The organism is Chryseobacterium lathyri (assembly GCF_030812195.1).
In the GTDB taxonomy this organism is placed as follows: domain Bacteria; phylum Bacteroidota; class Bacteroidia; order Flavobacteriales; family Weeksellaceae; genus Chryseobacterium; species Chryseobacterium lathyri_A.
This window is the reverse complement of record NZ_JAUSSF010000002.1, coordinates 317,229-341,194: the sequence shown is the minus strand read 5'-3', so window position 1 is coordinate 341,194 and position 23,966 is coordinate 317,229. Positions and strand designations below refer to the sequence as shown.

Sequence of the window (23,966 nt, the reverse complement as noted above, 5' to 3'; positions counted from 1 at the left end):
CTTACATTCATTTTTAGAAAAACTAGTTTGTTTTTCTGCTCATTACCCAGTCAGAACTTGTAAGGTTGTAGATTTTTTGGATGTCTTTCAGAATTTTCTCAAAATCAATTTCCAAATCAATGATCTTACCTGTTCTAAGGTCAAATACCCAGCCATGTACAACAGGATACTCATCTATGATGTACCTTTCCTGTACACAGGCCATTTTAATCACGTTGATACACTGCTCCTGAACATTCAGTTCTACAAGCCTGTCATAACGTTTTCCTTCATCTTCGATAGCGTCTAATTCAGCCTGGTGCAATCTGTAAACGTCGCGGATGTTTCTTAACCAAGGATTTAATAATCCCAGATCCTGAGGAGTCATCGCTGCTTTTACGCCGCCGCAGTTGTAATGTCCGCAGACGATAATGTGCTTTACTTTAAGATGTTCTACAGCATATTGAATTACCGCTGTGGAACTCATATCTAAAGTATTTACAACATTAGCAATGTTTCTGTGGACAAAAATTTCTCCAGGTTTTGCACCCATGATCTCTTCCGCTGTGGCTCTGCTGTCTGAACATCCGATATACAGATAATCAGGATTCTGAGTTTTTGCAAGCTTATGAAAGAATTCCGGGTCTTGTGAAATTTTAGACTCTACCCACTTTCTGTTGTTTTCGAAAATAACTTCATACGATTGTGACATAATTTTAAAATTAAAAAGGTTTATAATTATTTATTTCGTTTAAATTATTTTCGAATCTAATAGATTAAATCAATAATCATGCAAAAATATAATTTTTGCCGAAAAGGCAGCTACTTTTAACAAAATTTAATATTAAAATATGCTTAAAATCATGTTTAAATGGGATGTTGCATAGCATTTAAAACTATGTTTTTGATGAGATTTGTTAGACAGACTTCAACAAAAGCTTGGGTAAAATTACAAACTATAAATGATAAAGCTAAAATTAAAGATTAAAATATTCTTAATTCTACTAAAAAACCGCCTCAATATCAATTGAGACGGTTCAAATTTTACCTTTTTGTATGTTATTCCTTAATAATTTTCACTATTGTTTCAGAATTATTGATTCTTACTAAATAAGCTCCGGATATTAAAGATGAAAGGTCAGTCTGCTCATTTTCAAATTTACCTGACTTTACCAGTTGGCCGGAAAGGTTATAAATCTGGTAATAGTAATCTTTGGATTTATCATTTCCTTTGATATACAACAGATTCTTTACCGGGTTAGGGAAGAACTCAAGTTTATTCTGAGCTACTTTTTCTTCGATCACAGTTTTTGCAAGAATGTTGGTTGCTTTCGCTAATGCGTTCTGAGGAACCGGAATGGCAAACGGCTCATATCTTCCAATTTCGTTTCCATTGGCATCATACTTAATTTCTGAACAGCGGCAGGATAAGGCAGCTTGTTGACGGAAGCCAAATGTTGGAGTTAAATAATATAGCCCTGTATTAGCATTGGCAGTTTGTTTAAATAACATTCCTAAAGAGCTTCCACTACTTCCTTGATGAGCGGAGGTCCATACACCTGAATATTGGAAAGTCTTTAAACCTGATCCTTCAGCATACGGAAGAATAGAAGCATCCATAGTATTACCCCCGTTAAAACCTCTGATCCCAATGTTAGGGAATAAACCTATATTGTATTCTGGCTTATTTAATGTATACCCATAAGCAACGGCTCCTCTTCCTGAAAAATATGCATATAGAGTACCACCAATATAATTATATTTAGCTGGGTCATAATTTTCATATTTTACTACTGCAGCTATTTGCCCCGGATCTATACCATAGACATTGTTATTGAATTTTGCATTATAGAACCAAGGCGTATTTCCTTTTGAAATAAAATTACCCAGAATAGTTCCTGTGGAAACACTATGAAGGTCAACCACTCTCCAGCCTGCAGGGCAAGGGTCATAAGGTGATTTTTCTGTCGCATGTCCCCATCTTTCAGGCATGTTGCCATTTTCATCGGATACCCAATCCAGTTTTGCAGTATCCGACTGATATAAATAATTAAGAGGATTATTAACAGAATATTTTAATACTTTCTTCATTTTATCTGCTTTTGAATCAGATGCAGATACATTAGCTGCAGCTGAATATGCAGGGTAAGCTTGAGAATAAGAACTTAAATATTCTGGTTCAGGAACATTAGCTGTATATGGTATTGCTCCAGTAACAGGATTAGCAGGATTATTTTGTCTGAATACATTGTATGTAGCGTAAGGTTTGGTTCCATAATAGTAATAAGACCACCCCGGATTGTAAAACACAGGCAATGGATCTTTTCTACCCCATTGATAGTGTAAACCACCGCTTTCACTAATTTGAGCTAATCTAGCCAGTACAGTAGGATTTCCTGTTGGGAAACTACCTGTAGCCGGAGCTGCCAGACCTGATGCAAATACGGAACCAGAGGGCTCAAAAATGTGTTCATTCACTAACTTTTCTTTAGCTCCGAGATCTCTATCCATAAATGTGGTTTTCATAGGAACTCCCGCACTGGTCATTGGGTCTACAAATTGCTCATTGGCAGGTATAACTCCACCATTACCTGCATTCTCAGGATCAAATTCATATGTTGTGATGACTGACTTTGGAGCCCAGATATGCCAACTCCACAATACAGGATCATTATGTTTATTATTTGACCAAGTTCCGGTACCTGCATGAAGGGCAACAACAGCATTACCAATTTGATTTTGATTGAGTGTGATCTTAAGTATTGCATTATCCAACGAACCGTCTACAATCTCCATTTTTTGGATTAGGTTTGTATTGCTGGTCCAAACTACAGATGAAGATTTTGCATTCTCTGTCGGGAAAGAGAAATCTGTGCTTAAATGTAGTTTGTGCATAGCATATGCTTTCTTTAGCGGGATTTCAATAATCCTGTCATTGTCTTTATTAGGATTTATTGTATTCCCGTTCGGATTAGGAGTCACCAAAGCAGAATTGGTATATTCTACATAACTGTTTGGCAGTTTAGTCCAGGACTTTAATGTTTCAAGAGAATAAAGCTCATTGGAAGCAGATACAAAATCTGTTTCAAATTCTTTTGACATAAAAGAATTATTAGGATCGTATATACAACGAACACCTCCGGCGCTATTATATATACCGTTGGAGAATCTATGCCAACCCGGTCTAGGAAAGGAAGCGCTTAATGGATCTGAAATTAAAATCAAGCCAGCGGCACCATATGAAGGGTAACGTACTCCATTGATCATTTCTGATGCGGTCATAAAGGTAGAGGTTAATAAACCTCCGTCTGCACTTTGATCCTGGAATTCCATGATCGGAGTTACCCAGCCTGTTCCATATTTTAAAGCACTTGTTGTATTAGGATATAGTTCATAATTTCCATTGATAGGGAACTTGCCTAAATTCATTCCTGCAACACCTGAAAAATCAAATCCAAACTGAGGATATACTTTTATCCCCGGAAAATCAGCATTTAAAGCATCAGGCTTAAACTGAACATCAGTTGCATTTCCTGTGTGTTTCCCCCATGGGCTGTACCTGTTTTCATCCGGCATCGGAGTTCCGGAATTTCTTCCTCCGGAAAAATAATTGGATGGTACTCTCCAGTTACAAGGACATGGATCGTATGGAGATTTTAATGCATATCGGCTACTTGCTTCTCCAACAGCAGAGTCATCTATATCTGAGTAGTTACCCTGACGTGTATCTCCCCATAAATCCCATGCTACTATATTTTCACGATACGGAGGGGTATACTGCTTGTATTTTTGTTTCGAAAACCAGGTTGTTATGCCAACTGGCTGCCATACGCCACTACTGTTTTGTTTTAAAAAGTCTTCACCATCATTTAATAATGGTTCATCATTTTTAGCAACATAAAGTGGAGTGGCAATAAAGCTGATCGGATTTTTTATAGAAAATCTGATATTACCATTTGGTGTATCTGTACCTGTATTACGTTGAGCAGCATATTTATTTCCTCTTATTTTTACAAATTTAGATTGAAAAGCAGGGTCATTATACGCTAAATTAACCTCACCACTGATAGAATATAAGCTTAAGTCTTTAAGACCAAATGCAGGAAAAGGATCTTTTCTACCCCATTGGTACTGCAGACCTGCAGATTTATGCCAGTCATTTCCGACAAAATTTGCATTGGTGGCTCCAAGGTTTCTATCCATCCATTTCCAATCTGTCACTACATTTCCATTTTTATCTTTTTCAAAACCATGGTGGTAGGTACTGCCGTTCGTTCTTGGGTCATCGGTTGCCCATAAATGCCATGTCCAGTAAATTTCTCCGTTTACTTTATATGATATAGAAGCATTTCCTTCTTTTGATTTATTCACCATCACTTTGATTCTCGCATTTTCACCCGAGCCTTCAAGTGTTACAGATTTTACCAATCCCGGTTCATCTTCCCAGTACAAGCCTGCAGTGGCCACTCCATTCTGTGGTATACCAGTATAATTTCCAGTATCATCTTTCATGAAATCGCCCCCGTTTCTCCACATTGTATATGCCTTTTTAACAGGGATATACAATCCGTCTACATTGTTTCCATCTTTATCTTTTCCTGTAAAAATATAGCTGTTGGGAGCTTTAGTCCAGTCTGCCACAGTAGTTGGCAGTGCTCCCGGATTGATGGAAAAGCAGTTTACAGAACATTCTGAGGCATCATTTTTATAAGCGGGTGTATTTCCAAAAACACCTGTATATTTAATAAACTTAGAAATTTCTCTTTCAATATCCAGTAATGTTCTTTTCGTCTGATATGATGTTGTAACATCATTTCTCAGTGCTCCTACACCGTAAAGGGTCATTTCTGGGGTATCGGAAATAATTAAGTTTTCAGAACCAGGACCTCTTCTTGCTACATAATTGGTATATCCAAAATACGGATCTCCATAATTACTCGTACTATCCGGAGTTAGGTCAATATAAGTTCCATCACTTTTATATATTCTTAAACCTGTTGCAATGCTGGATACAATAACTACCGGTTCCTGATCGGGAATAAACTCAGATAAGTTCTTCCATGTTCTGTTATAGAGATTGAAATACCGGCTTTCTACCTCAGTCGGATTTTTGAAATTAAAATATCCTGGACCATCAGGCTCTCCCGGCCACTGACTGAATTTTATGAAAAATCCATTGGCTGAAAATTTACCTGCAAACATGTATACAGGGTCGTCATAACTGTATAAATACGGTATTGGGTGTCCTGTAGCTTCATTGTAAATGAATTCCGGAGTAGAGCCAAGTGTATCGGTTATAGTTCCTGTATTTACAAGTTTCAGAGCTTTAGCGCCGTTAGATTCCGTAATGATATCTGATGGATTGTTTGGCGAGAAAAATACATTATTCTTCTTGTTATCCATTAAAACATTACTCAGCTTGTTCCAGGAATGAGCTGAGGTTACCCTGTCTTTAATTCCTGTAGCTTTTCCATTGGCATCTGTAGTAATTGTACCTTCCTTTTTAGGGGTTAAAAGCATGGTATACTCATTTTCGTCCAGTTCACAATTACCAATGGTATAATCTCCCTGTTTGTAATGATCTACAGTCTTATTCCACACTACACTGGTGAAATTACTTGTATCAGAGCTTAATTCAACTTTTAAATTGTAATTGACATTGGCCGAAGCAGGTAATTCAAATGTTGCTTTTAGATTTTCGTTATACTGGTTGTAAGAGTACAGGGTCTTACACCATGCTACAACCCATTCTCCCTGAGCATTCTGATACTTGATGGAGAGGAGAATATTACTGTCCGTAAAAGGCTTGGAAAACTGGCCGCTCATTACGACAAGCCCTTTTTCGTTCACATTTTGTGAAACGACGATAAGAGGGTCCAGATCATAAACAGCCGGAGGTATTGGCGTTTTAAATCTGAACCCCTTGTGGGCCTCATTTAGTTTCGGGATGGGTATTGTTCCCGATAATGCATGAGGTGATGCAATACAAAGTACTGCAGCAAAAATCTTTAAAGTCGATTTTTTTTTCATACGTATAAAAATTAAAAGTGTTTTTGTACAAAATAGGATGTTGGATTCTGTAAGATGCCTATCAACAGATATTAATTGAATGTTCCCAATCCCAACCTGTTTCATAAGGGCTGGAATTCCGCCATAAAAAATATTTATTGTTTCCTATGAAGACCGTGTTTGGGATTTAAATCAGATTCGTGAAGGTTTCAGGAATAATGGTAAAGCAATATAGAACATTGCGTCATGTTTAGAAAGTGAATTTTTTTCCATGTTATTGTGCTTTAAAGTTATGTTGTGTTTTTTAGAAAAGAGTTTAAAAATTTAAAATTGCTTTAAATTTTTTAAAAACTTTTAACAAAAGTCGCTAAAAAAATATTTCCCCACAATAGAGGAATTATTTTTTTTAGAAAAATGTTACATCAATTTATAAATTTATAGCAATTATTTTTATATTTTATTGTTGATGTAAGCTTCTGTAGCATTTTCTGTTGGATAAATTTTTCCGGGATTTCCAACCACAACGGAATTGGCAGGAACATCAAAGTTCACATACGAATTGGGTGCAATTAAAACATTGTTTCCAATGGTAATTCCACCTACAATTACAGCATTGGCACCTATCCATACTTCATCACAAATTGTAGGGAAACCCTGAAGTTTTCCCCGGTTTTGTTGGCCGATCGTTACGCCTTGTGCCATATTACAGTTTTTCCCGATTTTAGCTTTAGGGTTGATCACTAAACTTCCCCAGTGACCTAAATAAAAACCTTCCCCTATCTCGGTTTCCGGGTAGATTTGATAGCCATATTTTATCTGATAATGTCTGAGGATAAATTTCCAGAATATCCCTAAAAAAGGGCTTTTATTGTACTCCTGAGCTTTTCTCAAAACATAAATAAAATGCAGATTCGGATTGATACATTTTTTCCATATTTCAAATGAAGAGAGCCATTTTCCGCTTTCCCTGTAAAAATCCTTTTGTATGACAGTATAACCCATTTTAAGTTTTTTATAATTCATCAATGATTTCCTGAAGATGCGCTACAGATTTATGCAGTACAAAGGGCAGATCAGTCATTGCAATTTCTTTCTCATAATGAGCTGGAAGCTCCTGGCTGGTCAAAAGTTTCTTCATCCCTTCATAAATTCCATCCTCTGAATTTGGAATAATGATACCTAATTTTCCTTCCTGAAGAAGATCTTTTATCCCGGAAACATCTGTAGATACAATTGGTTTATTCAAGATTAGAGCTTCCGCGATAATAGTAGGGAAACCTTCATGTCTTGAAGACATTATATAGAAATCTGCTTTTTTTAGATAAGGATAAGGATTACTTCTGAAGCCCAGCATTTTTACGGTTTCCTGAAGGCCCAGTTGGTTAAGTTTTGTCTGAATGTTCTCAAAATCAAAACCATCACCAATAATAATAATCTGATGTTTCAATCCCTCATCAATCAGTTTTTTATGTACATCAAGAAGTCTGTCGTAGCCCTTCTGAGGATACACGGTTCCAATGGTAATAAAAGTGGGAATGGTGTTGGAAAAAGGATAGTCATCGATTGCTGTATTCGCTTTATTTAAAGTATCATCTTTATCTATCGGGTTGTAAATTTTAATAACTGCCTGTTTTTCCTTTTCATTTTGTGAAGCCTTCTGCATTTCCTCTTTCAGCTTGTTAGAAATCACCAGTATCCTGTCAAACCGGAAAAGTTGTCTGATCACATCCGGGGTATATTCTTTCAGGTTAAAAATATCATTCTGTATCCAGATAATTTTTTTTGAATCTTTTTGAGGACTGGAAAGAAGTTCTCTGTACATTCCGTGAATAGCTGCTATTTCTATGTCATACTTTTTATTTTTTAGAATAAACCCGTAAAGAAGAGCAGGAAACCAAAGAAATAGTTTCTGATAAAGTACCCTGAATGCTTTTACAGGGATTTCATGAGGTCTGTTGGTGGTAATCATTTCACCTTTAAGGAGATATTGCAGGTTGACCCACGACGGAACCTCCTTGATATACATTCCTGTGTAAAGATTGATCAGCAGGTCTATTTCATATTTATCTTCAGGAAGATTTTTGAGAAAGTTGATGAGAACTTTTTCTGCACCGCCATGCCGGAGAGAACCAATACGAATAAGAATTTTCTTTTTTTGTGACATAAACTACTAGTCGATTACAATATTATTTTTGTAAAATTTTCTGGATACAAAATAACTGAATAAAGATGGAAAAAATATTATTAATAGGAGTTTAATAATATGTTTTTTGTGAGCAGTGAAATTATTGATGACATATTTGTTAACTTCTTCAGGCGTAATTTCTACATGGGCGTTGAATTGGGATTTTATCAACGATTCAACTTCATGCTTCATGCCGATATTCTTTTGTGAAAGGGATTGATTGTTGAAAACCCTTCTGTATAGGCAAAAAGGTTTTTTAAAATGCTTGAACTGGAAGCCCAGGCTCGCTGCCCTTGAAAAGAAATCTCTGTCCTCCGAATAAGAAAGAGTCTCATTAAATAATACTTTAGAAACTAATTTTTTACGGAATAATGTAGAAGAGAGCGTGAGCATATTGGTAACATACATGAGCTGAAATTTAGAAAATTCACATTTTTTATATAAAAAATCAGTATCTCCGAAAAATTGAAGATCACAATATATAATATCGTATTTTTTATTATTAGTCAGATAGGTAATGGCATCATTGATTGCCGGTAATAGCTTGTCATCTGAATCCAGGCACAATAAAAAATCACCTTTTGCCTGTTTCAAACCTATATTTCTGCTGGCTGAAACGCCGGAATTCTCTTCATGAATAATAATTGTGTATGGATTTTTATATTCTTTCAGAAAATTCATTAATTCATAATCTGTAGATCCGTCGTTCACAATTATAATTTCGTAAGAATATTCTATTTGAGCCCGATCAATACTTTCCAGACATTCTTTTACATAAGTTAGAGGTGTATTGTAAACAGGGATTACAATGGATAATTCTAAAGAATCTGTTTCCACTGTTGTACTATCTTTTCTTTCTTCCATTTGTGTGTTTCTTTGTATGAAGATTTCATCAAGGCGTTTAATTTATTGTCATTGTGTACGAGATTTTCAAGTTCCGTTATGAATTTTTTTTCAGCATGAAGGGGAATTAAAAATCCGTTTTCTTTATTGATAATATCAGAAGGACCATAATTACAGTCATACGCAACCAAGGTATTTGAAAAGAACATGGCCTGTATCAATATAGTAGGCAAAGCTTCTGCAGTAGAAGTCAGGCAATTGATTTTGGAATAAATAAGAAGCTGATAAACATCTTCCATACTTTTGTTTCCTAAAAGCTCAATTTTTGAGGTCAGATTTTTATTAATCACTTCCTGACGGATACATTTTTCATCTCTGCCACTTCCTATAATAACTACTTTCCAGTCTTCCGGCAGATTCGTTTTAGAAATGATATCAATGAATGCACTTATGTTTTTTTCCGGGTCAAGTCTGGCAACTACAGAAATGATGTTTTTCTTTTGATCGGGCTGAATATAACTTTGATTTTCAACTTCATTATCCATAAGATTATAAATAGTTAGTGAATTTTCATTAATTTTTTTATAATGTCTTTCACCGGGGATATTGGTACTTACAACTGTTCTTAAATTTTTATAATAGCGTCTTAAACCCTTATTCCAGAATAAGCCTCCGGATTTATAACTCATATGTTCCCAGGCAATTGTTTTTTTACTGATTTCCCTGTCTAAAGAAAACATTGAGGAAATTTTATACCAGCAGGAGACAATAGTGTCGTAATTATGATGATTTTTCTGAATCCACTCATTTAAAACCTTATAAGAACCCATATCATATAAATACGCATGGATATTGTATATTTTGGGTAATTTATTGTACTTCTTATAAATGGAAGTTGCAAATCTTGAATATTTATTTGCAAAAGAATCAATGTAATGTTTTTTTATCTTAGGATGTACAGGGTAAAAATCCTTGTGGGGAGCCATCAGAAAAAGGATTTCGATATCGTAGTTCTGCTCTATGAGCTCTGAGGTGAGATTACAGAGCACCTTAGCTACACCACCAGGTTTAATATTCTGGTAGTATACAAATAAAATTTTTCCAGTCATTTGTGTATTTGTGTTTATTTCCCGGGTTTTTTGAATTTATAAGGGAGATAGATTGACCTTATCCATTCATAAAACAAGTAATCATTAGAAAATGATCTATTTAATAATTTTGCAGAGTGAATTACTCTCTTCTTGAATTTTGAAGCAAACTTATTTTATTTATTTTTTTTACGGGAAAAATCAGGTATGACATAGATATGACACATGTTTAACCTTATTCGAATCAAATCATACAATATGTATACTTAGAGACTTTTTGGTTGAGATTACAAATCCGGAATACTTATTTTTCGAAGAATCAATAGAGTATTTTTTTTAGGATGTATAGAAAAAGGACTTCTGTGTCGTAGCCCTATCTTGTAGGCCTTGAGGTGAGGGTAGAACACCTTGACTACACCACCAGGTTTGATCTGGTAGTATAATGCATGAAATTTTCGGAGTTATCTGTGTGTTTGTGTCTTATTTTATTCTTCTGGCCTTTTTGAATTTATACGGGAGGTTGGCCTTAATATATTCATCCAGTTTTTTTCTGTCTTTTTCCAGTTCCCTAGGATATTCGGGGCTGCTTTTTAAAACAATATCACCATAATCTTCAATTGTACACAGAAACTGTGCGGGATTGCCAATAAAAACGGTATTGTCAGGCATCGACTGTGACAAAACAGAATTGGCTCCCAGAATACAATTGTTTCCGATCTGTACATCATGAGTGATGACACAATTAATTCCAATTGTGCTGTTATTGCCGATTTTTATTCTTCCGAAGATCCTTGCATCTTCATAACCGGGAAGTTTTCTAAGGAGGGTAGTGGTACCTCCGTGATTGACAAATCTTACTCCGGCAGCAATATTGACATCATTTCCGATTTCAATCAGGTAAGGTTCTGTTCCAAAATAAATTTTGTCAGGCATATTGAAATTTTTCCCGACCTTCATGCCGCGGTACTTTGCCACCTCAAGGCTGGCTTTGTTGAGAAAAGCATGATAGATGGAATGTATTTTTAATACGATTCTGAATATGAACATCATTATTGTGAATTTGTTTTTTACTTTTGCAAAGAAAAAGAATTTATATGATAAAAGTTTCCAAAATAGAATATTATTTACCAGAGCAGGTTCTTACAAATGAGGATCTTGAGAAAGAGTTTCCTGAATGGAGCTCTGATAGAATTCATGAGAAAGTAGGCATCAGACAACGACATATTTCCTCAGACAGCGAGACCGTATTGGAGCTTGCTGTAAAATCTTCCGAAAAAATCTTCGAAAATTATGACAGAAATAAAGTAGATTTTATTCTTTTCTGTACCCAAAGCCCCGATTATTTTCTTCCCACTACCGCCTGTATCCTTCAGGACAGACTTGGCCTCAGAAGAAATATAGGAGCAATGGATTTTAATCTTGGCTGTTCCGGATTCGTTTATGGACTGGCTTTTGCTAAAGGATTAGTAGCAGCCGGTATTGCGAAAAGTATTTTATTGATCACATCAGAAACCTATACGAAGCATATCAACCCAAAAGATAAGGCCAACCGAAGCATATTCGGGGATGCATCTGCATCAGTGATTGTAGAGAAGGATGAGAAGGCTAAAAGCTACCAGTTCTGCCTTGGTACAGACGGGAGTGGTGCCGAAAATCTTATTGTAAAGAAAGGAGCTTTCAAAACAGATTTTGAACTCAATCCTGAAAATGATTTTGATCCTGAAAATCTTTACATGAACGGGCCCGAAATTTTTAATTTTACCATTGAAAATATTCCGGGGCTGGTAAAAGAAACTTTGGAAACAAACGGACTGACGATGGAAGATATCGATCATTTTGTTTTTCACCAGGCCAATTCTTTTATGCTGAATTATTTAAGAAAAAAAACCAAAATACCGGCAGAAAAGTTTTATATTGACATGGAAAACACAGGAAATACAGTTTCTGCAACCATTCCTATCGCCCTGAAAAATATGATGGATAAAGGAATACTGAAGGAAGGAGACCGGATATTGATGGCCGGTTTCGGAGTAGGATATTCCTGGGGAGCGACCGTGATGGAAATTTAAATAGTAACATAATGTTGTAAAATAAAAATATATGAAGACATCCGTTTTTTTAGAGAAATTACAAGAAGAATTAGAAGAAGACGAAACACTAACAATTGAAACCAACCTGAAACAGTTGGAAAGCTATGATTCTATCAGTCTGCTTTCCGTCATTGCATTTGTTGATGAGAATTTCGATAAGAAAATTGACACAAAGCATTTTAAAGATATAGAAACCGTTTCTGACCTGATGAATGTTATTGGTAAAGAAAACTTTGAAGATTAATGAATCCGTTTTCTTTAAAAGACAAAGTAATTCTTATTACAGGCGCTTCTTCCGGTATCGGGAGAAGCTGTTCTGTAGAATGTAGCAGGGGTGGGGCACATCTTATCCTTATTGCCAGAAATGAAGAAGAGCTGCAAAAGACAGTATCTATGCTTGCTCCGGATACCAAATCTGAAACCATTATTGCAGATATCACCAGTGCTGAAAATCTTGAAGACCTGATCGCTGAAAAAGTATCAGTCTTAGGTAAAGTCTCAGGGTTCATCCACTGCGCGGGAATAGAAAAAACGCTGCCGCTGAAAAAACATACTCCCCAGCTCTATGCAGATATTTTTGCTGTCAATGTGATCTCGGGGTTTGAAATTGCCAAAATTTTATCCCTTAAAAAATACAAAAACGAAACTTCCAGTTTTGTCTTTATTTCCTCAGTCGCAGGAATGGTTGGCGAAATCGGGAAAGCTGCTTATTCAGCAAGTAAAGGCGCTGTAGTTTCCGGCGCACGCTCTCTGGCTATGGAACTTTCAAGAAGTGGAGTAAGGGTAAACAGCGTAAGCCCGGCTATGGTCAATACCCCCATACTGGAAAAAATGTTTGAGAACATTGGGGAAAACGCTGCTGAAGAGATCCTTAAAAAACATCCGCTGGGAATAGGGCAGCCCGAAGATGTGGCCAATGCCTGCATTTTCCTGCTTTCAGATGCCTCAAAATGGATTACGGGGTCGAATCTTGTAGTAGACGGAGGATATTCCGCCCACTAACTTTTCTGGTAAAGATCTTCAAAAATCCCTTCTACCGCATCAAAAATTTTCTGATTGTCAAACTGGCCCTCAATGGTTTCCAGATTTTTACTGATCCTGGCAATAAGCTCCGGATCCGTTAGAAAGGTCTTCATGGCGGCATACATCTCATCCGTTTCGTAATTGATGAGGTACCCAGTTTCCTTGTCTTTGATCATAACACCTACATCTCCCGTATCGGTAGCAATGATAGGCTTCTGAAGGATCAGGGCTTCGGCGATTACTAATGGCCATGCTTCGGATTCGGAAGGCAGAATAAAATAATCCGCATTTTTTACATAGGGATAAGGGTTCATCCTGTTGCCGCTCAGAATAAAAGTATCCTGAACATTATTTACACGGATCTGTTCGGTAAGATTTTTCATTTCTTCACCGCTGCCTACAACGATTATGCTGTGGTGAAAACCTTCATCAATTAACCTTTTGTGGGCATCGATCAGTTTATGGTATCCTTTTCTGTTGTGAAGGCGTCCTACCGAGACAAAAACGGGTCCTTCAGGGAGAGTTTCTATCTTTTCCTGCGCTTTTCTTTTAATTTCATCGATAGGAATGGCGTTGATCACTACACTTTCTTCAGGATATTTCAGTTCCGGATAATGTTTGTGCATCAGATCCTTGATTTTCTGCGAACAGTAAATCATGTGGTCAAACTGTGGAAAATTTTCAAGAATATCAGGAACCAGCGGCTGCAAAGTAGGCACATTGATTTCGGAATGAAACCATCCAACTTTCTTTGAAGCTTTATTACTTGATTTGATGACGGATGAAAACGCTGAGTAGGTAGGGGCGATTTCGATATCGAATTTTTTATTTCCTAAAAGATGGTCGGAGATTTTATGATTTTTTAAAGCGCGTGAAAGCTTCAGCCTTCTGCGAATCAGCTGCAATTTATGGATCAATGGATTTTTAGAGAAATCTTCCTTTCCATCGGTAAAATATATTTTTTTAACGTGTTTCGGGAATTCATCCCTTAATTCACCCTGATTCAGATTCAGACATACTGTTATATCAAATTTTTCAGGATTAAGATTATTGAGGATGCTGAGAATTACTTTTTCTACACCACCCATTTCCATGGAACGGTGTCTGAAAAGAACATGTATTTTTTTGTTATCTGACATTAACCGAAAAATTTTTGTAAAAGAATTGTTATTTTTTTCTTGATACGGAAAGGTATTTCATTCTGATATTGCAGAAGATCGAAGATTTCCTGTGGATCATCATAGCTTTGCGGAACAGGCTTTCCGTTAATATACTTTAAATTTCTTCTTTGCATGGCCTCCCAGATGGACCGGGCATAATAACTGTAAGATTTTGCCTTATTGTCGTTCTGAGAAATTCCTCCTGCATGAGCTCTGTACAAATAATCAGTCTGATTGATAAAATGTACTTTTCCTGCTTCATACATTTTAAAGTAAAGGTCTTGGTCTTCTGCTATTTTAAGTTCGGGATTGATTTTTTTCCCTTTTAAATAAACATCTCTCCGGAAAGCAACAAAAGGCGCAATCTGGATTGGGAAATTAAAGAACGTTTTCTGTCCGTTCGGAACCTGTCTGGCAGATTTGAATTCACTTAAAACATTCAGATCCTGATCACATTTTGCCAGTCTGGAATAAGTAAGAACCACATCTTTTTTATTTTTTAAAATCTCAACCGCGCTTTTCAGTGCTTTCGGTCTGATGATGTCATCCGGATCAAGATATCCGCAAATATCTCCGGTAGCATCTTCAATAAGTTTGGCCTTTGTGACCCCGACGCCGCAGTTCGAATCATTCTCATAGATTACAAATCGATCATCATTGCCAATAATTTTTTTGATAACCTCTACCGAATCATCGGTTGAGCGGTCATCGATAATGACTACTTCCCAATTCGTATACTCCTGAGCCAGAATAGAATCGTAGCAGTCTTTAAAGAATTTGCCGTTATTATAATTGGCGATTAGAACAGAAAATTTCATTCAATTTGTGTTAATAAATTTTTACAAAGATAACTATATCCTAAAAATAACAGAAAAATCTCTATTTTTGTGTCTTAAATTTAACACAGTGAGTGAAATAACAAGAGTTCTCAAAACATTTATAGGTTACCTTAAAAGACCTGATCTTTACCCTGAGCTGGGTAGGAAAATTATTAAAAATACCGTCAACAGAGGGAATGCCTTTAAAGGTAAGGAAAAAACAAATTCCTGGGCTGCAGGAAAAGCAATCTCCCAGGAGGAAGCTGTTTTAAAACTATTCGGTCTTGAAACAGGCACTTTCCGTACGGATTATGCAGAATTTTTAAAAACTGCAGAACAACGGGAAAAAGAATGTCCTGTAAAAATGGGAGGTGCCGGAGCTTTAGAGCTGATCTATTATGCGTGCGAATTTGCCAATGCAAAGCATGTGGTGGAAACAGGTGTAGCATATGGGTGGTCATCACTGGCCTCACTCTTGTCTCTTACAAAAAGGGACGGAACGTTGTACAGTTCAGATATGCCTTATCTTGCGCAGGATGGAGATCAGTATGTAGGTTGTATAGTTCCTCAAAATCTTAAAAGCAATTGGAAATTATTCCGTTTTGCAGATAAAGAATCACTGCCAAAGATTTTTGCTGAAAATCCAGTTTTTGATGTTCTGCATTATGATTCTGACAAAAGTTACAATGGGAGAATGTGGGCCTATGATGAACTGTATAAACATCTGAAAAAAGGAGGCGTTTTTATCAGCGATGATATTGGAGATAATTCTGCTTATCAGGATTTCTGTGAAAAAAACAGCATAGAAACGACGGTAGTGGAATATGAGGGGAAATATATCGGCGTTTTTGTTAAATAGCTTTTTAAAGAAGAATGCATTGTAATGCTCCGTATATTTTTATGACGGCGGAGAAAAGGTTTTAAAGATTTTCTAAATGTTTTTTTGTTCTTAAACTATTATACTGTTGAACAGTTCTTGTGAATGAAGATAAGCCAGATTACCTTTACCAGATTCCTTGCAGCTATAGCTATAGTTATTTCTCATTTCAATAAAGATATGTTTGTTTATAAGACAGATTATATTTCACATATCTTTTTAAAGGCCAACGTTGGGGTGAGCTACTTTTTTATTCTTTCAGGCTTTATCATGATCGTAGCGTATCATAAAAAAGAGAAAATAGAATATATTGAGTATTATAAAAACAGGTTTGCAAGAATCTATCCGCTATATGTAGTAGGGCTGCTGCTCTATTTGGTCACCAGATATTCAAATTTCAGTATTATCAATGTTTTTTTATATCTGTGCGGGCTGCAGAGCTGGATTCCGGGTAAGGCCATGATTTTAAATTTTCCGGGATGGTCTATTTCCGTGGAATTTCTGTTTTATCTGATTTTCCCGGTGCTTTATAATTATTTTTATTCGAAAAAAAATAAAAGTATTTGGGTGATAGGTATTGTGCTATGGATTATTACACAGGTATTTTCCCATCTTTATGAAGCTTCACCATCTTATAAAGGGCCGCATACGGAAAGTCATGAGCTGCTTTATTATTTCCCGCTGATGCATGTAAGCGAATTTTTAGTAGGAAATCTTGCCGGGCTGTTTTTTGTAAGCAATTTTAAGCAGAGAAATTACGATATTCCTGTTATACTGGTCTTTGCTGCTGTTATGCTGTCGCTGATCTTTGTTCCGCTTTTTTATCATAACGGGCTTATGGCATTGCTTTTCATTCCGCTTATTCTTTTGATCTCATGGAATAACGGGCTGGTGACAAAAATTCTTGCCCTGAAACCGCTGGAATACTTGGGAGAAGTAAGCTATGCAGTCTATATTACCCATATTCCTGTTTTGTATATCCTGAGGGAACTCCTGAAATGGCAAAATTATAAACTTAATATTAACAGTGTTTTCTGGATTTATCTGGCTGTTCTTATTATAATCTCGATGTTCTTTTATCAATTTATTGAAAAACCGCTCCGAAATTATCTTAAAAAGTTAAATATCAGATAAAATCTTTATTTTTGCAGCAAACAAACACAATGAAAAAAAATGCGAATGTTCTAAAGACATGTACTGCATGTATCTACACTAAGGATCCGGGACTCCGGAAAGCCTTTAAAAAGAACAAAACGGAACAGACAGATTTAATTAAAAGTTATATATCCCTCCTCTATGCTTTTTAATTCGCTAGGTTTTTTGATATTTTTACCGATAGTGTATGTTCTGTATTGGTTCGTATTCGGTAAACGTTATTTCTATCAGAATGTATTGCTGTTGCTGGCGAGTTTTTATTTTTATGCATGTTGGGACTGGCGCTTTTTGCTGCTGTTGTTTTTTTCGATAGGGCTGGATTATTTTTCGGGTATCCAGATTGAGAATAGCAAGACCAAACGGGCATCTACAATTTGGCTGACCATCAGTATCGGGATTAATCTTGGTTTTTTAGGATTTTTCAAATACTATAATTTTTTCATTGAAAATTTTGCTGATCTATTAAACACATTAGGATTAGGGGTCAATATGTGGGTGCTGAATATTGTGCTTCCGGTTGGGATATCCTTTTATACGTTCCATGGGCTTTCATATGTAATAGATGTATATAAGAAAAGAATCAAGGCAGAGCGGAATTATGTTGAATATGCACTATTCGTAAGCTATTTTCCATTACTGGTCGCAGGACCCATTGAAAGAGCAACTCATTTGTTGCCTCAGCTGCAACGTAAGCGGAAGTTTAATTACGAGCAGTCGGTGGATGGGCTTCGGCAGATACTTTGGGGGTTTTTCAAAAAGATAGTGATAGCGGATAATTGTGCACCTCTGGTGAATGAGATATTCAGTAATTATCATGCGGAAAGTGCAAGCGATCTGGTTATAGGCTCTGTTCTCTTTGCTTTTCAGATATACTGTGATTTTTCCGGATATTCTGATATAGCGTTGGGGGTATCGAGGATGTTAGGCATAGAATTGTTAAAGAATTTTTCATTTCCCTATTTTTCGAGAGATATTGCCGAGTTTTGGCGAAGATGGCACATATCACTGTCGTCGTGGTTCAGGGATTATTTATATATACCTTTAGGAGGAAGTAAAGGGGGACTGTGGATGAAGGTCAGGAACACGTTTATTATTTTTCTGGTAAGTGGTTTCTGGCATGGGGCAAACTGGACATTTATCGTATGGGGAGGCCTGAATGCGCTGTTTTTTCTTCCATTGATGCTGAGCGATAAAAACAGATCGTATATGGAGATTGTGGCGAAAGGGAAAGTGTTTCCTACGTTCAGGGAATTTGCCAGTATATTGATGACGTTTGCACTGACGTGCTTCGCATGGATCTTTTTCCGATCGGAGAGCATTTCGATGGCAGTAGATTACATAGGGAAAATTTTCAGTAAAAGTTTATTTTCCTTTCCTACCCATATCAGACCCATATTACCTGTATTAATTATTTTCATGCTGGGCATAGAATGGATCAACAGAACAACGGATCATGGGCTGCAAATCAAAAGATTTAATCCGTGGTTACGAAGAATAGTATATTTAGTTATTCTATATTTTATCCTCCGTTATGCTAATTTTGAGAATAATGAATTTATTTATTTCCAGTTTTAAGCTCATATGAAAAAATTTTTATTTAAAATATCATTATATATTATCGGGTTAATCACTGTTTTTCTATTTTTGGGAAGTTATGGTGATGGTAATACGGATGATAATTATCTCCAGTTTGTCCGTCAGGGGGATAATATAATCATGGGAGACTCCAGAGGTGCTCAGGCTATAATTCCCGATACCCTTGAAAAGAACTTTCCCGGCCATGTGTTTGATAATTTTTCCCTGAATATTACTTATTCTCCATATGGAGAGATTTATTTAAAAGGTTTAAAAAGAAAAATTAAACCGAATACCAAGAACGGTATTTTTATTCTTACGGTAGACCCGTGGAACGTTTCAAATGCAAAGAATTCCAAAAGCTTTCCGGAAGAACATTCTGCTCTCAATAATATGTGGTTTTATAATTTAAACCCGAATTATGAATACCTGATAAAAAATTATCATAAAAGTTGGTTCCTTATATACCGGGATCGTGCGGCACAGGGCAAATCAAATACGTTCTTGCACGATAATGGCTGGCTTGAAGTGACAGTAGATGTATCACCGGAAAAAGTGGCCGAAAGAGAAATGGAAAAGGTAACTTTTTATAGGGATGTAATGGCGACAAGCCAAGAGATTTCTCCTGTAAGGCTTAAATATTTTGAAGAAACCATACAATTCCTTAACCAACACGGTAAAGTATATTTGGTGCGAATTCCCGGAGGTGTTAAAGTCAATGAGATTGAACAGAAGTATGCCCCGCATTTCAACCAGCTGATGAAGGAAATTGCCCAAAGAAACCATGCTTCTTATTTCGACTTCTGCCCCTTGGTAAAGAGCTATACCTTTACAGACGGAAACCATTTGTATAAAGAATCCGGTAAGATTCTGACAAAACAAATTGCAGATTCCATCAAAAAAGTACAGAAGCTATAAATTGCAAATCCTGATATTCCGAAATTAAAATAAATTCTTCCTGAAATTAATATTGAATAACCCGGAACGGATGCTTGGATAATCTGTAATCAGGTATTTAGCGATCATTCCCCATTTTTTAACTGGAGGAGCTACGGCAATCTCGAAACTGCGAAGCATTCTTTTGATGTGCAGTTTTACGTTTTCGGGAACGGTCTTCTCGTTTTCTGCCCATTTGTTTAATTCTCTCCAAAGCAAGACACGCGTTTTGGCTGGGTTTATTTTCCCTGAGTCTACTTGTGTGATCCTGTTGTTCTCGTGTACCCCCCTTAAGGCAATCGCTTCATCATTAATGCCTGTATAGAGCTGAAGATAATGTGCGAATCTTATTACGATCTCTGAATCCTGATGTAAACGCAGAGAAGTTTCAAAAAAACGGTCCATTTTAGAAAGGGATGATTTTCTCAGGGTTAAAGTATCCAGGTGAATAAGCCCGAAAGCACCGCGTAAATTGATCAGTCCCAGATAAACATCTTCAGGATTGGTTTTTTTATATACAGTGTCCAATTTGTCTTTATAGATAGGATAGTATTGCTCTCTGGCTCTTTCCGAATAATATTTTACGCCTATTGCCCCATAAACGCCTTCTACTTCAGGATTTTTGAAAAGTTGCTTTTCGGCATCGAATCTGTTGGGTAAATAATAATCATCCGCATCCAAAAATGCGATAAAATCTCCGGTTGCCTTCTCTATTCCCAGATTCCTGGAAGCTCCGGCACCGTGATTTCCTTTGTCGGGATGTTGATAAAGCTTCACCCTGTCATGCTTTCCGGTTAATTTCTGACAAACCTCCAGTGCATTATCCGGAGACTTATCTTCGATTAAGACAACTTCATATACTTCTTCGAACTGAAGAGCTGATTCTACGGCCTGTGAGACGTACTCTTCAGCATTATAAACGGGAATAATTACGGATATTTTCATTCTTATCGGTTGAGATACGTAAAACGGTATTGTGTTTTTAATATGTGAGGATTTTTAATGACCTCTAAAAAGGTACAAAAATATTTATTTAATCCTGTCTTTAAAGATAAATCAAAAGATTTGTAGGTCAGATAGATTTTTTTCTTACAGTCTGACGGCAACGGATTGGCATCTGCCCATTCATATAAAGATTTCCATAAAAGGTATTGCCTTTGATTATACTGGGGAGAATATCTTATGATCTTGGTAATTCTGTTGTCGTCATGAACCCCTCTTACTGCAACAGCTTTATCTATAATGCCTGATTTTAGATAGAAATGATAAGCCAGCTTGGTAATAAAATCGGAATCCTGATGTACACGAAGATTTTCGTTGAAGCGAAGATTATTCTTTACCAGAGAAGATTTTCTCAGGGTAAGTGCATTCAGGTGAAAGAATGTTCCAAAAACCCTGGATGTTAAGCCCAGTACGCCTTTCAGGACTTCTTCGCCTTCAGCAGGGAAATTAACCGTGGTTAAAGAGATGTTCTTAAACTTATCCTGAAATTCCTTTCTGCCCTTTTCAGTTAAGTATTCTACGCCAATAGCTCCAAAAACACCTTCAATTTTTACATCTTTAAAAATCTCTTTCTCTGCATCAAAACGATTGGGAAGATAATGATCATCAGCATCTAAAAATGCTATAAAATCCCCGGTTGCTTTTTCTAACCCTAAATTTCTGGAAGCTCCGGCTCCGTGATTTCCTTTGTCGGGATGCTGATATAATTTTACCTTATCATATTTATCTGCTAATTCCTGGCAAATCTGTAAAGCGTTATCTGGTGACCTATCTTCAATTAAAATAATTTCATATACTTCTTCAAACTGCAGAGCTGACATTACAGCCTGTGTAATGTATTTTTCAGCATTATAAACGGGAACTATGACAGAGATTTTCATTGGATCAGACTATGCGTTTAATTTTAACTTTAAATATTTAGTTATCTTTTTCTCTACCAAATAATAGAAAAATGCAGCAACAACAATAGCAATGATGATTTTGAATATAAAATAAGGTATATTAAAATAACCATCTACTTTAAATTTTCTAAAATAAAGTTCTACGAAAGGATGAACAAGATATAAAGAATAAGATATATCTCCCAGAAATACTAAAAACCGGTTTCCTTTTAAACGTAAAGTATAATCAAACAGTAGGAAAGAAAGTACAAATAATGCTACAACCAGTAATTTCAGGAAGTGATTATTAATGGCAGGAGTAAAAAGATATACTACAAAAGATACAATACCAATAACGGAGATCAAAATTGCTTTGTTTTTAGGAATTGATACCCTATCCAGTAAAAGGGCGAATATGATCCCTAAAACAAAAAACAAATTTGAAAAATTGGTAACCATAAGTAAATAGGCGTTTTTGAAGGTAAATAAAAGCCCTAATACATAAGTAAAGATAAAAAATGCAATAATGAAGTAATATCTTTTCTTTTTAAATAACAGGGAAACACCAAATACAAGATAAAAAAACATTTCAAAATTAAGAGACCAGCCAACATACAGCACCGGAAAAGTATTGTTTTGAGGAAGAAACAAAACAGAATAAATAAGCCTTGAAACTGTGCCGGGATCGAAATATAAAAGAAAGCTTCCGCCAATGGCCATCCATATAAAGGTCAGCAAATAATAAAGTGGAACTATTCTTATTATTCTTCTCTTATAAAATAGGGTTATCTCCTTTGAAATATTAGTGCTTAAATCTAATTTCCGGGTTGTAAAAGTCATGATAAACCCGCTGATTACAAAGAAAACAGGAACACCAATATTTCCTTTGCCGAATAAAATGTCACCTAGCTGTATATTTTCGAAATTGATGCATCCACGAAAATGGAAACAGCAGACGAGTAATGCCGAAATACCTCTTATGATTTGTAGATTATTGAGTTTCATCAGTGTGTATATGTAAATTTATATCTTATTTTAAGTAAGTTTTGTGTTTTAATGTATTGAAAACCAGAATGTAATATTTTATATTTTGAAATAAGTTCAAAAGATTCTTTCTTCACCAAACTGCAAAGCAGAATCTACAGCTTTTCCCAGAAATCCGGATGCATTGTAAACCGGTATAATTACAGAGATATTCATGCTTTACTGTATATTGCTTTTAATTTTTCACTAACCATAACCGGATCGTGGTCTTTTCTGATCCTTTCCAAAGATTTTTTGGACTTTTCCGGTAGCTGCTCAGGATTTGTAAAAATATCTTCCAGAATATTTTCCAGCTGTACTTTGAGTGTCTTTTTAAGATCTTCCCGTTGCTCAGCCGTAAAATAGAGAGCCTGCTTTAAGCGGTTCTGGGGAAGATGGATAAGCCAGCCACAGCTTTCATTATTAATCTCTGGCAAGGCACGGATATCTGTAGTAATTACAGGAACACCTGCTGCCTGCATTTCCAACACTGAAAATCCATAAGTATCCGACCAGGTAGGCAGCAGGCCGATGTGGGATTGTTTGATCAGCTCTATGACTTTTTCATTGGGAATATTTTCAAAAATCTCAATCCATTCTTCCTTTTTCAGCATTTCTCTGGTTTCCTGCACTTCTTTTTCAGTAACCCTGGTTACGTAATTATCTGTTTTAAAAGAAGAAACAATGTTAAGTTTGAAATTGTACTTCTGCCTTAATTTTTTTAGAACCTCTATCATTTCAGCACCTCCTTTCAGGTGAAATTGTGTTCCGACAAAAATAAGGTTGAAAATTCCCGTGTTTTTGTAAATCTCTTGGGCATCTCTTGGAATAATTTCCTGGGATGGGTGGATAACTGAAAGTTTGGGCTGTATGCTTTCCTGAAATTCAGGATAATTTTTTAAAAGTTCAAGCTGGATATTGGCAGAGGCCTGCGAAATTGAAATAATTCCCAGACAATTTTTTTTGCCAATTTCCCTGAATGCATTTTCTGTTTTTTTATTACGGATATGTTGAGGTTCCGTTTTCTGATGGTCATTTTTGGTTTCAGGAAACCTGGGAACAAGGGTCTCAAAAGAGGCAACCCATTTCTGGGAAGAATAATTGATATCATTATAAAGATGAAGGATATCAATCTTAGGTCTCTGATAAAAGAAATACTTTCCCTCAATGTCTGTTTTCTTTCTGAACAGGATTTTTTTTACAGTAGCCAGTGAATGAAAAAGATTATTGTTCTTTCTTAAAAAAACATATTCACACTCCGGAACTTTATTCAGAATATTTCTTTTAATGGGATAGCCATTTTCCGCCAGTCCTATTCTCAT

20 protein-coding genes are annotated in these 23,966 nt (G+C 36.1%); 7 read left to right on the top strand and 13 right to left on the bottom strand.

From position 1 onward, the window contains the following. Positions 1 to 22 precede the first annotated feature (22 nt). The 7 genes from J2T03_RS11730 to J2T03_RS11700 form a co-directional block, all read right to left on the bottom strand. Positions 23 to 691, bottom strand: a complete 669-nt coding sequence (locus J2T03_RS11730) for a carbonic anhydrase (protein ID WP_306840533.1) — start codon at positions 689 to 691, stop codon at positions 23 to 25. A gap of 347 nt (positions 692 to 1,038) precedes the next feature. Then, positions 1,039 to 6,009, bottom strand: coding sequence for a T9SS type A sorting domain-containing protein (locus J2T03_RS11725; protein ID WP_307211374.1), 4,971 nt, complete (start codon positions 6,007 to 6,009; stop codon positions 1,039 to 1,041). Positions 6,010 to 6,438: 429 nt separating this feature from the next. Beyond that, positions 6,439 to 6,990 carry a serine O-acetyltransferase gene (locus J2T03_RS11720; protein WP_306840531.1) on the bottom strand — a complete coding sequence of 184 codons (552 nt, stop codon included), beginning with the start codon at positions 6,988 to 6,990 and terminating at the stop codon, positions 6,439 to 6,441. Between the two features lie 10 nt (positions 6,991 to 7,000). Then, positions 7,001 to 8,152 (bottom strand): glycosyltransferase, encoded by a 1,152-nt coding sequence (locus J2T03_RS11715; RefSeq protein WP_307211373.1) that lies wholly within the window; start codon positions 8,150 to 8,152, stop codon positions 7,001 to 7,003. A gap of 6 nt (positions 8,153 to 8,158) precedes the next feature. Next, positions 8,159 to 9,037, bottom strand: a complete 879-nt coding sequence (locus J2T03_RS11710) for a glycosyltransferase family 2 protein (RefSeq protein WP_306840529.1) — start codon at positions 9,035 to 9,037, stop codon at positions 8,159 to 8,161. Further along, complete coding sequence (locus tag J2T03_RS11705; protein ID WP_307211371.1) at positions 8,992 to 10,125, bottom strand: glycosyltransferase; 1,134 nt, start codon at positions 10,123 to 10,125, stop codon at positions 8,992 to 8,994. The genes J2T03_RS11710 and J2T03_RS11705 overlap by 46 nt, the downstream gene beginning before the upstream one ends. Before the next feature lie 459 nt (positions 10,126 to 10,584). Continuing rightward, positions 10,585 to 11,154: an acyltransferase gene (locus J2T03_RS11700; protein WP_306840527.1), complete on the bottom strand. Its 570-nt coding sequence runs from the start codon at positions 11,152 to 11,154 to the stop codon at positions 10,585 to 10,587. Between the two features lie 44 nt (positions 11,155 to 11,198). Here J2T03_RS11700 and J2T03_RS11695 point away from each other — a divergent pair, with 44 nt between their 5' ends. Genes J2T03_RS11695 through J2T03_RS11685 form a run of 3 tightly spaced genes read left to right on the top strand, consistent with a single transcriptional unit; the run spans position 11,199 to position 13,196 of the window. Beyond that, a complete protein-coding gene (locus J2T03_RS11695) occupies positions 11,199 to 12,173 on the top strand; it encodes a 3-oxoacyl-ACP synthase III family protein (RefSeq protein WP_307211369.1) in 975 nt (324 codons plus the stop codon). A 31-nt stretch (positions 12,174 to 12,204) separates the two neighbouring features. Beyond that, positions 12,205 to 12,438 (top strand): phosphopantetheine-binding protein, encoded by a 234-nt coding sequence (locus J2T03_RS11690; RefSeq protein WP_306840525.1) that lies wholly within the window; start codon positions 12,205 to 12,207, stop codon positions 12,436 to 12,438. Further along, the gene (locus tag J2T03_RS11685) at positions 12,438 to 13,196 is read left to right on the top strand and encodes an SDR family NAD(P)-dependent oxidoreductase (RefSeq protein WP_307211367.1); all 759 of its coding nucleotides are present in this window, start codon (positions 12,438 to 12,440) and stop codon (positions 13,194 to 13,196) included. The genes J2T03_RS11690 and J2T03_RS11685 overlap by 1 nt, the downstream gene beginning before the upstream one ends. Here the strand turns inward: J2T03_RS11685 and J2T03_RS11680 are convergent. Together J2T03_RS11680 and J2T03_RS11675 are read right to left on the bottom strand one after the other, a co-directional pair. Beyond that, positions 13,193 to 14,356 (bottom strand): glycosyltransferase, encoded by a 1,164-nt coding sequence (locus J2T03_RS11680; RefSeq protein ID WP_307211365.1) that lies wholly within the window; start codon positions 14,354 to 14,356, stop codon positions 13,193 to 13,195. The genes J2T03_RS11685 and J2T03_RS11680 overlap by 4 nt on opposite strands. Further along, a complete protein-coding gene (locus J2T03_RS11675; protein WP_306840522.1) occupies positions 14,356 to 15,195 on the bottom strand; it encodes a glycosyltransferase family 2 protein in 840 nt (279 codons plus the stop codon). The genes J2T03_RS11680 and J2T03_RS11675 overlap by 1 nt, the downstream gene beginning before the upstream one ends. An 88-nt stretch (positions 15,196 to 15,283) precedes the next feature. Here J2T03_RS11675 and J2T03_RS11670 point away from each other — a divergent pair, with 88 nt between their 5' ends. From J2T03_RS11670 to J2T03_RS11655, 4 genes are all read left to right on the top strand, one after another. Beyond that, positions 15,284 to 16,054: a class I SAM-dependent methyltransferase gene (locus J2T03_RS11670; protein WP_307211364.1), complete on the top strand. Its 771-nt coding sequence runs from the start codon at positions 15,284 to 15,286 to the stop codon at positions 16,052 to 16,054. 123 nt (positions 16,055 to 16,177) lie between these two features. Further along, positions 16,178 to 17,206, top strand: a complete 1,029-nt coding sequence (locus J2T03_RS11665) for an acyltransferase family protein (RefSeq protein WP_307211362.1) — start codon at positions 16,178 to 16,180, stop codon at positions 17,204 to 17,206. 162 nt (positions 17,207 to 17,368) lie between these two features. After that, a complete protein-coding gene (locus tag J2T03_RS11660; protein ID WP_307211360.1) occupies positions 17,369 to 18,802 on the top strand; it encodes an MBOAT family O-acyltransferase in 1,434 nt (477 codons plus the stop codon). Positions 18,803 to 18,808: 6 nt separating this feature from the next. Further along, positions 18,809 to 19,720 carry a hypothetical protein gene (locus J2T03_RS11655; RefSeq protein ID WP_307211358.1) on the top strand — a complete coding sequence of 304 codons (912 nt, stop codon included), beginning with the start codon at positions 18,809 to 18,811 and terminating at the stop codon, positions 19,718 to 19,720. Positions 19,721 to 19,744: 24 nt separating this feature from the next. On the opposite strand, the gene J2T03_RS11650 is transcribed toward J2T03_RS11655, so the two are convergent. The 4 genes from J2T03_RS11650 to J2T03_RS11635 all read right to left on the bottom strand — a co-directional run bounded on the left by J2T03_RS11650 (position 19,745) and on the right by J2T03_RS11635 (position 23,966). Continuing rightward, positions 19,745 to 20,683, bottom strand: coding sequence for a glycosyltransferase family 2 protein (locus tag J2T03_RS11650; RefSeq protein ID WP_306840517.1), 939 nt, complete (start codon positions 20,681 to 20,683; stop codon positions 19,745 to 19,747). Between the two features lie 2 nt (positions 20,684 to 20,685). Further along, positions 20,686 to 21,621, bottom strand: a complete 936-nt coding sequence (locus J2T03_RS11645; protein ID WP_307211356.1) for a glycosyltransferase family 2 protein — start codon at positions 21,619 to 21,621, stop codon at positions 20,686 to 20,688. Between the two features lie 9 nt (positions 21,622 to 21,630). Continuing rightward, positions 21,631 to 22,626: an acyltransferase family protein gene (locus tag J2T03_RS11640; protein WP_307211354.1), complete on the bottom strand. Its 996-nt coding sequence runs from the start codon at positions 22,624 to 22,626 to the stop codon at positions 21,631 to 21,633. A gap of 191 nt (positions 22,627 to 22,817) precedes the next feature. After that, complete coding sequence (locus tag J2T03_RS11635) at positions 22,818 to 23,966, bottom strand: glycosyltransferase family 4 protein (RefSeq protein ID WP_307211352.1); 1,149 nt, start codon at positions 23,964 to 23,966, stop codon at positions 22,818 to 22,820.

What these genes read in the sequence shown, in the direction of transcription:
- J2T03_RS11650 (WP_306840517.1), bottom strand. Translation starts at nt 20,683, where the DNA reads ATGAAAATATCCGTAATTATTCCCGTTTATAATGCTGAAGAGTACGTC.
- J2T03_RS11680 (WP_307211365.1), bottom strand. Translation starts at nt 14,356, where the DNA reads ATGTCAGATAACAAAAAAATACATGTTCTTTTCAGACACCGTTCCATG.
- J2T03_RS11635 (WP_307211352.1), bottom strand. Translation starts at nt 23,966, where the DNA reads ATGAGAATAGGACTGGCGGAAAATGGCTATCCCATTAAAAGAAATATT.
- J2T03_RS11675 (WP_306840522.1), bottom strand. Translation starts at nt 15,195, where the DNA reads ATGAAATTTTCTGTTCTAATCGCCAATTATAATAACGGCAAATTCTTT.
- J2T03_RS11690 (WP_306840525.1), top strand. Translation starts at nt 12,205, where the DNA reads ATGAAGACATCCGTTTTTTTAGAGAAATTACAAGAAGAATTAGAAGAA.
- J2T03_RS11655 (WP_307211358.1), top strand. Translation starts at nt 18,809, where the DNA reads ATGAAAAAATTTTTATTTAAAATATCATTATATATTATCGGGTTAATC.
- J2T03_RS11685 (WP_307211367.1), top strand. Translation starts at nt 12,438, where the DNA reads ATGAATCCGTTTTCTTTAAAAGACAAAGTAATTCTTATTACAGGCGCT.
- J2T03_RS11715 (WP_307211373.1), bottom strand. Translation starts at nt 8,152, where the DNA reads ATGTCACAAAAAAAGAAAATTCTTATTCGTATTGGTTCTCTCCGGCAT.
- J2T03_RS11660 (WP_307211360.1), top strand. Translation starts at nt 17,369, where the DNA reads ATGCTTTTTAATTCGCTAGGTTTTTTGATATTTTTACCGATAGTGTAT.
- J2T03_RS11700 (WP_306840527.1), bottom strand. Translation starts at nt 11,154, where the DNA reads ATGATGTTCATATTCAGAATCGTATTAAAAATACATTCCATCTATCAT.
- J2T03_RS11705 (WP_307211371.1), bottom strand. Translation starts at nt 10,125, where the DNA reads ATGACTGGAAAAATTTTATTTGTATACTACCAGAATATTAAACCTGGT.
- J2T03_RS11710 (WP_306840529.1), bottom strand. Translation starts at nt 9,037, where the DNA reads ATGGAAGAAAGAAAAGATAGTACAACAGTGGAAACAGATTCTTTAGAA.
- J2T03_RS11640 (WP_307211354.1), bottom strand. Translation starts at nt 22,626, where the DNA reads ATGAAACTCAATAATCTACAAATCATAAGAGGTATTTCGGCATTACTC.
- J2T03_RS11725 (WP_307211374.1), bottom strand. Translation starts at nt 6,009, where the DNA reads ATGAAAAAAAAATCGACTTTAAAGATTTTTGCTGCAGTACTTTGTATT.
- J2T03_RS11720 (WP_306840531.1), bottom strand. Translation starts at nt 6,990, where the DNA reads ATGGGTTATACTGTCATACAAAAGGATTTTTACAGGGAAAGCGGAAAA.
- J2T03_RS11645 (WP_307211356.1), bottom strand. Translation starts at nt 21,621, where the DNA reads ATGAAAATCTCTGTCATAGTTCCCGTTTATAATGCTGAAAAATACATT.
- J2T03_RS11665 (WP_307211362.1), top strand. Translation starts at nt 16,178, where the DNA reads ATGAAGATAAGCCAGATTACCTTTACCAGATTCCTTGCAGCTATAGCT.
- J2T03_RS11695 (WP_307211369.1), top strand. Translation starts at nt 11,199, where the DNA reads ATGATAAAAGTTTCCAAAATAGAATATTATTTACCAGAGCAGGTTCTT.
- J2T03_RS11730 (WP_306840533.1), bottom strand. Translation starts at nt 691, where the DNA reads ATGTCACAATCGTATGAAGTTATTTTCGAAAACAACAGAAAGTGGGTA.